7 protein-coding genes are annotated in these 11,403 nt (G+C 43.5%); 4 read left to right on the top strand and 3 right to left on the bottom strand.

Annotation, left to right across the window (positions count from 1 at the left end):
• Positions 1-527 precede the first annotated feature (527 nt).
• Both Q4Q46_RS12950 and Q4Q46_RS12945 read right to left on the bottom strand, forming a co-directional pair.
• Complete coding sequence (locus Q4Q46_RS12950) at positions 528-1,649, bottom strand: beta-ketoacyl-ACP synthase III (protein ID WP_311906140.1); 1,122 nt, start codon at positions 1,647-1,649, stop codon at positions 528-530.
• The gene (locus Q4Q46_RS12945; RefSeq protein ID WP_311906139.1) at positions 1,646-2,848 is read right to left on the bottom strand and encodes an RDD family protein; all 1,203 of its coding nucleotides are present in this window, start codon (positions 2,846-2,848) and stop codon (positions 1,646-1,648) included. The genes Q4Q46_RS12950 and Q4Q46_RS12945 overlap by 4 nt, the downstream gene beginning before the upstream one ends.
• 250 nt (positions 2,849-3,098) lie before the next feature.
• On the opposite strand from Q4Q46_RS12945, the gene cysK reads away from it, so the two are divergent.
• The 4 genes from cysK (at position 3,099) to Q4Q46_RS12925 (ending at position 9,803) form a co-directional block, all read left to right on the top strand.
• Positions 3,099-4,067, top strand: a complete 969-nt coding sequence (gene cysK / locus Q4Q46_RS12940) for a cysteine synthase A (protein ID WP_113940761.1) — start codon at positions 3,099-3,101, stop codon at positions 4,065-4,067.
• Between the two features lie 202 nt (positions 4,068-4,269).
• Entirely contained in the window at positions 4,270-5,343 is a 1,074-nt protein-coding gene (locus tag Q4Q46_RS12935; RefSeq protein WP_311906138.1) for a methyltransferase, read from the top strand.
• A gap of 152 nt (positions 5,344-5,495) precedes the next feature.
• Positions 5,496-6,494, top strand: a complete 999-nt coding sequence (locus Q4Q46_RS12930; protein WP_311906137.1) for a TDT family transporter — start codon at positions 5,496-5,498, stop codon at positions 6,492-6,494.
• Between the two features lie 690 nt (positions 6,495-7,184).
• Positions 7,185-9,803 (top strand): TonB-dependent receptor plug domain-containing protein, encoded by a 2,619-nt coding sequence (locus tag Q4Q46_RS12925; RefSeq protein WP_311906136.1) that lies wholly within the window; start codon positions 7,185-7,187, stop codon positions 9,801-9,803.
• Positions 9,804-9,955: 152 nt separating this feature from the next.
• On the opposite strand, the gene focA is transcribed toward Q4Q46_RS12925, so the two are convergent.
• On the bottom strand, positions 9,956-10,948 hold the full coding sequence (gene focA / locus Q4Q46_RS12920) for a formate transporter FocA (protein WP_311906135.1): 993 nt from the start codon (positions 10,946-10,948) through the stop codon (positions 9,956-9,958).
• Between the last annotated feature and the right edge of the window lie 455 nt (positions 10,949-11,403).

The following is an 11,403-nucleotide window of genomic DNA, read 5'->3' as shown; positions in this document are numbered from 1 at the left end:
ATGGTAGCTCGTCGGGCTCATAACCCGAAGGTCGTCGGTTCAAATCCGGCTCCCGCAACCACTTCTCTTTATGAAAGAGAAGATAACCAGCTTATTAAGCTGGTTTTTTTATACCTGAAATTCGTAAAACTTTCTGTAAATCATCACCAGTGCACCACTGGTAACTCTTCGGGCTCAACTCTTTATAAACAACAGGCGAAGGTCGTCGGTTCAAATCCGGCTCCCGCAACCACTTCTCTTTATTAAAGAGAAAATGACCAGCACAAGCTGGTTTTTTTGTATCTAAAATTCGTAAAAGCTTCCGTAAATAATCACTCGTGCACCCGGTAACTCGTCGGGCTCAACTCTCTATGAACAACGGGCGAAGGTCGTCGGTTCAAATCCCGCTCTGTAAACAACTCTCTTTATAAAATAAAAATAATCAATAATCTAACCAATGCAGTTCACTTGAGGTGAACTGCATTAGTTAATTGAAACTGTTTATATTAATAGATACCGCAGACAAATCTACTTATTACGAAGCTAGCTTAGCACTTCTGCAAAATCACACTGCCGATGGAATATCCCGCGCCAAAAGAACTTAATAAGCCTAAATCACCCGCTTTAAAGTCGCTGGAATACTTGTGAAATGCAATAACAGAGCCCGCGGATGCGGTATTGGCGTACTCGTCTAACACGACGGGCGCTTGTTCCGCTGACACATCATCCCCAAGCAGCTTTCTCACCACGAACTGATTCATGTTGATGTTCGCTTGATGCAACCACAAACGTTTGAAGGACTGTGGCGTTAACGCTTGTTCGGCCAGATGTTCATCCAAATGTTGATAAATCATCGGCAACAGCTCTTTAAATACCTTGCGCCCTTGTTGGTGGAATAGCTTATCGGCTTGATGGGCCGCACTCGGATCGCAGCGGTTCAAGAAACCGAAATTACTGCGAATATTGTTCGAGTAATCGGTAAAACAGCGGCTTGAGATGATCTTAAACACATGGTCAGACTGGGTTAAGCTTTGTTCTTCCAGTACCAGAGCCGTCGCCACATCACCGAAGATAAAATGGCTGTCACGGTCGCGATAATTCACCTGTGCCGAGCAAATCTCAGGGTTGATCACTAACACTCTTGAGGCAGAACCCGTAGCAATGGCATTAGCCGCGGCGACAATTGCAAACGTCGCCGATGAACACGCTACCTGCATGTCGTAACCATAACCCCGCGTACCTAGTGCACGTTGAATTTCAATCGCCATAGCAGGATACGCACGCTGAGTATAAGCGCAGGCAACAATCACTAAGTCAATTTGCTCAGCCTTGAGATTGGCATTCTTTAGTGCCATCAAGGCAGCTTCAAGGCCAATCTCAGCCTGCATAGATAATTCGTCACTGCTGCGCTCAGGAATCAACGGCATCATGACTTCGGGATCCAGAATGCCCTCTTTCACCATCACATATCTGTGCTTGATGCCTGAGGCTTTTTCAATAAACTCGCTCGATGAATAGGACAAAGCCGCAACATGGCCTTGCTCAATTAAGCCTGCATTTTCAAGATTAAAAATATCCACATAAGCATTGAAGCTCTCAACTAAGGCTTCATTGGAAATACTGTGGGGCGGCGTAAATAGGCCACTCCCCGAAATGACGACCTGTTTCATAAATGCTCCAAACGGGTACTGGTTGTAAGGTGAGCAGAGGATGCATCATCACTCGTAAGCACAGGCGCTAACTCATTTTGCCCCTGCGCTTGTTGCTCTAATCGTTGCTTTTTATGCATTTGCACTAAGTCTATCACGACTGTTGAAGATATTTTATCTTGGATCCCCTGCCGATTGGCATCCCAAAATATTTGCATAAAACCAAGTAAGCCTGTGGTAAAGCCTGCGGCATAGCCACCATAACGGCCAAACGCGGCCCATAAACTGATGTTGGCACCATCGAGCTGGATCACCCGAATGCCCAGCATCTTCTTACCTAAGGTTTGACCATCAAATCGTGCAGTAAAGACGGTAAAGTAAAACGCTGCCCAACCAAAACCCAGCCCCATATCACTCAGAAAGCCTTTCACCCAAGCAACAACACTATGGCTTGTAGCTTCATCAACGGTTCTGAGGCGAGAATATTGCGAAGAGCTCACATTTACTGCATCAGCCACCGCGCTTTGCGGCTGTACATCCGGCGAAATAGCTTGAATAGGCTGAAGTGGCTCAGGTGGCGAATCTGTTGTCGCCAACTCAACAGGAAGCGTAATAACAGGCCATAGGCTGCCATTAAGCACCTCCGCCTGTAACTTTTCACTGTCTATGGCAGGCAAACTACTGTTGGCTATGGTTTCTAGCACTATTTCACGTTGATCATTTTCTGTCATCCCCTTTGATCCTGAAGCATTTTTTATCGCTTCATGTAGGGACTGAACTTGAGTTTTACCACAAGCATAATTATTGCACTGGCTCAACGACATCAATGCTGGTAGTGACGTAATGATTTGTTCACCTAATGCCAATTGTTGCTCTACTCCCTCACTGCTTTTAACGTCTGTTCCATTAAAATCAAACAGATTATTGGCGGTTGTCAGCAACATAAAAACCAACATCAAGGCATAAAGTCCCCACTTGAGTAAACGACCAAACTTACGACTGCGCTTTTCAACCCAGATAATACTAACCACCAGCAAGACAAACATCCAATCCATCTGCTCAGCTAACACAGTGATCAGCAAACCATCAATCAGTATGGCTAACATCCGCTTCAACGGTGTCGCCAATGGGGTATATAACACGGCTGCTGCAATGGTAAATGCCTTTGGTGTTACCATCGTTTTTGGATCTTTACCCAGATCCATTTGTTGCTGCTTCATCTTTGCGCTTGTCCGATACGAGTGATAGGCTAGTTTTACGATTGAGACATCAAGAAGTTATCCCTGTTAATGCCACAATCTTTTTTATGTTAGCAAGAGGTTAACACAGTTAAACTGGCTGCCAATCAGGGTTTGCAAATAACAGCACACCCTTTAATAACCAAATCGAATAAAGAAGAACAAACAATCACTTCTAAAAGCGCCACAGCAGATTATGATTCAGTAGTGCCAACATAGGAGCAAGCAATCCATGAGCAAAATTTTCGAAGATAATTCATATACTATTGGTAATACACCACTAGTACGTTTAAACCGTGTTAGCCAAGGTAAAGTGCTGGCCAAAGTCGAAGCCCGTAACCCAAGTTTCAGTGTTAAATGCCGTATCGGTGCCAATATGATTTGGGATGCCGAGAAGAAAGGTCTATTAACAAAAAATCACGAGCTGATTGAGCCGACATCAGGCAACACAGGTATTGCATTAGCGTATGTTGCCGCGGCCCGTGGCTATAAACTGACTCTGACCATGCCAAATACCATGAGTTTAGAGCGTCGTAAGCTACTCAAAGCCCTAGGCGCAACTCTCGTGCTGACTGAAGGCGCGAAAGGCATGAAAGGTGCGATTGATAAAGCGGAAGAAATTCGCCAATCGGCTCCTGAAAAATACATTTTATTGCAGCAGTTTAATAACCCTGCTAACCCAGAAATCCATGAAAAAACCACAGGTCCAGAAATCTGGAATGATACCGATGGTGAAGTGGATGTGTTTGTTGCCGGTGTAGGTACTGGCGGTACGATTACTGGTGTAAGCCGTTACTTGAAAAAAGTGGCTGGTAAAACCATCACCTCAGTGGCGGTTGAGCCAGCAGATTCTCCTGTTATAGCTCAAACCTTAGCTGGCTTACCTGTGCAACCAGGGCCGCATAAAATCCAAGGTATTGGTGCAGGCTTTATCCCAGGTAACTTAGATTTAGAATTGATTGACCGTGTTGAAGCTGTTACTAACGATGAAGCCATCGACATGGCCCGCCGCTTAATGCAAGAAGAAGGCATTTTAGTGGGTATTTCATCGGGTGCCGCCGTTGTCGCCGCCAACCGCATCGCTGAGTTGCCAGAGTTTGCAGGCAAAACCATTGTGGTGATTTTGCCATCGGCTGCCGAGCGTTATCTATCTTCAGTCTTGTTCCAAGGCCAATTCGGCGACGAAGAAAACGTTCAATAAACGACGTTTTATCGTCCTTAAAATACCCAGCTTTGGCTGGGTATTTTTATTTATGGCATTCCATTATTTAGATCTCGATTACAGAGCATAAACAAGTTACAGCTCAAGTTTGGATACAGCTCATAGTTCTTCGTATATCAACTGGCTTTCACGGCTAACTTGGTTATAAAGAACGGACCCGCTCGCCAATTCATTCCTTTTTATGTCTTTTTACCGAACATCAAGTAATATCAGCGCCTTCAATGCAAAGTTTGAAGCTCAAAAAATTGCCTTTGGCCCCATCAGCTTTCAAGTCGCCCACTGCCTACTCAAATTCGATGTGCTAGCGCAAATAGATAAAGCGGCCGAGCATGGGATCACTGCAGCCGAGTTAAGCCAATCGACACCACTGAGCGAGTACGCCCTTGGGGTATTGCTGGATATGGGACTTAGCATGGGGCTCGTTTGGCAAAATGAAAATGGCTATGTGCTCGATAAAACGGGGCACTTTTTACTCCATGACGACATGGCCGCCATCAACCTTAACTTTGTGCAGGATGTTTGCTATCAAGGCCTTTTTAACCTTGATACCGCGCTACTCGAAGGCAAGGCCGCAGGACTTAAGGTGTTCGGTGACTGGAATACCATCTACCCTGCCTTAAAAGATCTACCACCCAAAGCGAAACAGAGCTGGTTTGCCTTCGATCATTACTATTCGGATCATGCCTTTCCACAGCTTCTGCCATTAGTGTTTGCCCATAAGCCAAGCCATTTAGTGGATATAGGCGGCAATACGGGAAAATGGGCACTGAGCTGCTGTGATTATGACGCAAACGTTGAAGTCACGATTATGGATTTCCCGGGGCAACTAGAGGTAGCCACACAAAATGCACTCGCACGAGGTTTTGCAGCGCGCGTGCATACCTTTGCCACCGATCTGCTGGACGACTCCCTACCCTTTGTCGAAGGCGCCGATACTTACTGGATGAGTCAATTTTTGGATTGCTTTTCAAAAAGCCAAATCCTGAGCATTTTACAACGCACGGCAAAGGCAATGACCTCAAGCAGCCAACTCTTTATCGTCGAAACCTTTTGGGATAGACAGCCATCGGCCGCCTCCGCCTATTGCGTAAATGCCACTAGCCTCTATTTCAGCGCCATGGCCAATGGCAATAGCCGCATGTATCACTCTAAGGATTTATTGGCCCTGCTTCACCAAGCGGGACTGTATGTGGATGAAGACACAGACAATCTTGGCCTAGGGCACACGCTACTGCGTTGTAAACTCAAACCTTAAGTTTAATAGCAACATCAAAGTAAACAAAACTTATGCAATGAATAAAATTAATCAAATTTATTTATCATTGATACCCGCAGTACACTAAATACATCAAAACAGCGCCCCAAAAAAGCGATGTTAAGCATTGTCAGTATTGAGAGGTATTCAAAATGACTTCAAAACGCAAACGCTGGACATCCCACGCAGCTAAACTTCCCAGCCCTATGGCTGGGTTTGCACTGGCAATTGCCAGCTTAGGTTGGACATGGGAGAACATGACACCTTCACTTAATGGCGCAGGACAACTCACAGGTGCCATCATAGCCTCTGTGTTGCTGCTACTGCTCATGGGTAAATTCATGCTTCATCCTAATATTTTAAAGGACGAGCTAAGCCACCCTGTGATTGGTAGTGTGATCCCCACCTTCGCCATGGGCTTGATGGTGGTGTCTAAATCACTCGGCGATTATTTCCCCCATGCAGGCTTAACTCTGTGGCTAGTCGCCATTGGTATCCATGTGATCTTCCTAAGCGCGTTTATCTACTTTCGCGCCATCGATTTTAAACTCGAGCACATGGTTCCAAGCTGGTTTGTACCACCGATTGGCATTATCGTCGCGGCGGTGTCTTTCCCTGTGTCTGATTACCAATGGTTAGCAAACGCCATTTTGGTTTTTGGGATGTTGGCTTACTTAATCATGCTGCCTTTGATGCTCTATCGCCTCATTTTCTGTCAGGCGATACCCGATGCCGCTAAACCAACCATTGCCATTCTCGCGGCGCCCGCCAGTTTATCACTTGCAGGTTATCTGACCGTTTGCGAGCAGGCGTCGATTCCCTTAGTCGCCTTACTACTGAGCATCGCCATTCTGATGACCAGCATCATCTACTTGGCCTTCTTTCACCTACTAAAACTGCCCTTTAGCCCAGGCTACGCAGCCTTTACCTTCCCTATGGTGATCGGTGCAACCGCCCTCTTTAAAACCGCAGCTTGGTTAACGCAGTTCAATAACATGGGTGAGTTAGCGATATGGATAAAATACTTAGCAGAATTCGAGCTTGTGATCGCCACCTTAGTGGTTGTCTATGTCGCTCTACGCTATTTAGCACACTACTTTCCTGTGCAATTTAAAGCGATAGAACAAACAACCATGCTTGAGAGTAAATAAACAGAATTGCAGTTTGTAAAATGTATTCGTTTAACATGAGAGATTATTTTCAAACTAGAGCATAAATCAAAAGGAAGGTGAATATATATTCACCTTCCTTTTATATTTAAGCTATTCCACTTTTGGTATTCACTTCAACGAAAGGCTACTTACCAACCTTTACAGGATTGCACACTGTAATTATTGAGCCCATCACTACAAATCGTGAATAATAAAGTTACATTAAATTAAACCGTACAAAAAACCTTATATCACCTAACACTTAAAGTGTTTAATTCCGAATATATAGAATGGCAAACCATATATTAATCAGCTTTTATCTTTTTTACATGAAAATAATCACAAAATATTATTTTTACAACCCAACGCGCGAAACAAACTGAAAACGGAATCCAAACACATTTACAACCAAAGTATCGACAACAATAAACAACAAGGAGGTATAACAAACAAATTCATCAGTAAATAGACCCCGCACCCATGTTTATTGGCTCAAGACAAATCTACCTACAACCTTTAAATGATTTAAGTCAACAAATTAACAACAAAAGCCATTAAAGCTCAGTGTTGCACTTGTTATTTTCTTGTGGTTATATCCTGAGCTTAATTAAATGAGTGCTTATTGTTTACATAAGTAACCATTTAAGAAAAATAAAAATAAACATACAACATGTGTTAAGGGAGAATAAAATGCGCGCAAATTCTACATTAGCCAAAGCTGTTCGCTTTGCGTTAATAGGCGGTGCAGCCACAGCCGCTTTATCTACGTCAGCTGTATTTGCTGCTGAAGACGGTGCAAAAGTTGAACGTATTGAAGTAACGGGCTCACGTATTAAGCGTACCGATATGGAAGGCTCATCACCCGTTACAACTATCAGTGCCTCCGATATTGAGAAAACGGGTGAAATGTCTGTTGCTGACGTATTGCGTAGAAGTAATTTAAACAGCTTTGGATCTACTTCTGAAAAATCAGGTAGCAGTGCTCAGTCACAAGCGACAATTAACCTCCGTGGTGCGGGTTCAGATCGTACTTTAGTACTGTTAAATGGCAAGCGCATGCCAGGCTCGCCTACATTAGGTGGAACCGCTGTCAACCTCAATACTATCCCAACTGCTGCAATTGAAAGAATTGAGGTATTAACTGATGGCGCTTCCGCAGTATATGGCTCAGATGCCGTTGCAGGTGTAGTCAATATTATTCTTAAAAAAGGCTTTGAAGGCCTTGAAGTTTCAGCGACCAGCTCACAACCAGTGCAAGATGGTGGTGAAGAATGGAAGACACAAATTGTGGGTGGCGCTGTTGGTGAAAAAGGCAGTGTCACTTTCTCTTTTGAACACTTAAACCGCGAAATCATTTATCAACGTGATCGCTGGTTTTCAAGTTCCTCAAATGTCCTAGCACCAAAATTTGACGATACCACTGGCGTTTCAACTTACGCTCGTAATTTCCTTGATGGAAAAACAGGCCAATTCAAGCCCATGACGGCTTGTGATAATCCTAAGATGGTGGGTGGTGGGCATATCTATGATGCTGGCGATGGTGACTATGTTTGTGGTTACGATTTTACTGCAGAAGCTGCTGATCATGCTGCACGTTCTTACACTGCTGGCTATGTAAATGCAGAATATGAACTTTCTGATGAAATCGTTTTTCAAGGCTTAGGTCTATTCTCTCGCAATGAGACTTTTGGTCGCTATGCTCCAGCAGCAGGCTGGTTTAATGTCGCCCCTGGTCAAGTTGAAGTAAAAAATTACGATGCAAATGGCAAATACACTGGTAACAGTTTGAACGAAAATGCTGGGCGAGCTTATTATCGCTTCACAGATGTTGGTACTCGTGATGCGAAAACTGTCGATTACAGCACTGACATTCAATTGGGTTTAGTTGGTACGCATGACAGCTTCGGTTGGGATTTTACATACCATTATAATTTAGCTGAAAATAGTAACTATGGTACTGGATATGTACACAGACCTACAGTTGAAAAATATGTTAAAGATGGCATTTTCAACTTTGGTCCTGAAGGTAATAGTGCATCTGTTATAGCCGACATGGCTCACAAAACCCTTAAGCAAGATATAATGGAGTTTCAAAGTGTCAATGCTGGTGTAAACTTTGAAGCCATTGAATTACCCGCAGGTAACATTGGTTGGTACATAGGAACTGAAGCTCTACAATACAAGTATGAAGCTAACGTTGATGCGCAAACCGCTGCTGGTGACGTGATTGGTTCATCTGGTAATGGCGCTTCAGGTGATCGTGATGTCTATGCACTGTTCGCTGAATCCATTATCCCTGTAACCGAAGATTTAGAATTAAACTTAGCTTATCGCTACGATAACTACTCTGACTTTGGTTCTGCTACAACACCAAAAGTCGCCCTAAGATATCAACTCTTAGATGACGTTGTATTCAGAGCATCATGGGGTCAAGGTTTCCGCGCACCATCATTGTCAGATCTAATTGCTTCAGATTCGTTTAGCGCAGATACGGCAACTGATTACCATTACTGCGATGTTCTAGGCACTAATGTTGCTGACTGTAAAGCTAAGCAATATGATGTGACACGCACTGCAAATAAAGAGTTGCAACCAGAAACATCAAACTTCTACAACTTAGGACTTGTATGGGACATCACTGATAAACTAAGTACTAAAATTGAGTATTACAACTTAGATATCAAAGATGTTATTACTTTTGTCTCTTTAGACTCACTACTGAAAGAAGAACAGAAAGTTGGATACGGTAACTTAAGCCGCGGTGAAATTAAACGTGTAGGAGATAATCCGAATGGAAAATTGTTGTCAGCAACAACACCTAAAGCAAATGGCAACGGTTTCGATACTTCTGGTATTGACTTCAATCTAACATATAGTGGATTTGAAACAACTATTGGTGACTTTAGCAGTTCGTACGATCTAAGCTATATTCTTTCTTATAATGAAGAGGAATATTTTGATGGGCCTGTAAATGATAAAATTGGCCGTAATGGCATGCCTGAATTCAGATTCACTTGGGTTATCGACTGGAGCTATGGTGATCACTCAGCATCTATATTGACACAATATATTGACGGTCAATCAGAAAAAACAGATCCAAATACATACGCCCAAGTTGGAAGCTTGTCTTCGCAAACGACATTCGATATTAGCTATGGCTATGCTACACCGTGGGAAGGAAAAATTAGTTTAGGTATTCGAAACTTAACTAATGAAGACCCGGTTTTAGATTCTAATCTTAAATATGATGCTTCTCTATACAACTTATATGGCCGTACATTTACGGCAACATATACACAGAAATTCTAATATCGTCTTTATCAATTAGAACCTAACCCAAAAACGGCATCTTCGGATGCCGTTTTTATTTGCTTCATTTACGAAGCCCAGTAAATAAGCATAAAAATGCCCAACTATTTGCTGGGCATTTTCTTATCGTTCAACGGGTCATTTAAAACATTCTAGGAATGCTTCGTCAGCTTGATTTCACTCGCATGTTGAGGTTTTTCGGTATGTGAATGGGGCGCAGAAAAGTGCTCATGGTGAGCTTTGTGTGGATCGCTTGACGTCGTTTTCCCCTGCTCTATCCACCAATAACCTAAACCCACAATCACACCACCGCCGACAATATTGCCTAGGGTGACTGGGATTAAGTTGTTGAATATAAAGTTAGTCACGGTTAAATCGGCAAACTGCTCTTGAGTCACACCTAAAGATGCAAAGAATTCTGGGCTGGCGATAGATTGGATCATCATCCCCATAGGCACCATAAACAGATTAGCGATACTGTGTTCAAATCCGCTACTGACGAACATGGCCACAGGTAAGATCAATAGTAACGATTTAGTCAGCACATCGCGGCTGGCAAAGGTCATCCACACCCCCAAACACACTAACATGTTACATAAAATACCTAAGCTAAAGGCTTGGATCCAAGTGTGATGCAGTTTGTGTTGCGCCACTTTAAGGGCATTTAATCCCCAGTTACCGCCATCGAGTTCATACATGCCTGCTGCAGTGATCAAGCAAACCATCAGCATAGCGCCGACAAAATTGCCCGCATAAACCCTGCACCAACATTTGAGTAATTCAGCGCCAGAGACCTGTTTTTGTGCCCAGGCGACGGTACTCAGTACTGAGCTGGTGAACAGTTCTCCGCCGCAAACGACCACTAAAATCAGGCCTAAACTAAAGGCTATCCCACCAACGAAACGAACTAAACCCCAAGACGCATCGCCAGCACCTGTGGTCACTGTCAGATAAAATACAAAGGCTAAGGCGATGAAGGCGCCAGCAAACACAGCCAGGCCAAAGGATTGCCAAGGCGCTTTAACCACTTTGCTAGTACCGTAAATTTCCGCCTGATTGTAACAACTAAAGTGCGCTGAAACCTGTGGCGCTTCGTGGGCAGTGTTTGTCACCGTTGGGGTTGATGATGGATTTGGGCTTTTCATTGCATGACTCCAACTTCAGATAAACAGACTTGAATGCGTAGCATATATCTCTCCTGCAGCGCCGTTGCGCAGATAGCACGAATCAAAACCGAGATGTTGATTTGCTGAAAATGATGATTCACTAAAGTCTCGCTTTGTACCATACAACGCGCTAATGCTGTGAAGTAGATATTGCTAAAGCGTGATGTTATTCACACCAAAAATGTGAAAACTTTGAAGCCAAAAACACAAAAGGTTAATTGGTCTTACCATGGTGACACAATTTTCATCGCGAGAATGTGGCTTAATTAAGATGGTATACGATGCAAATCCTGCACGTTTCCATCTCATATTTAGTGAACTAACGCTTAAATTAATGCGCTATAGATTCAAGTTAACCTCAGCAATGACACATTAAATGACCAAGAGCTTGACGCGTGTCTCTCGGTATTCATTAAATTGAACCGATACTTTAG

It is taken from the genome of Shewanella vaxholmensis (genome assembly GCF_031932135.1).
In the GTDB taxonomy this organism is placed as follows: Bacteria; Pseudomonadota; Gammaproteobacteria; order Enterobacterales; family Shewanellaceae; genus Shewanella; species Shewanella hafniensis.
Note: the sequence above shows the minus strand (reverse complement) of the source record. Positions and strands in the feature narration are given on the sequence as shown.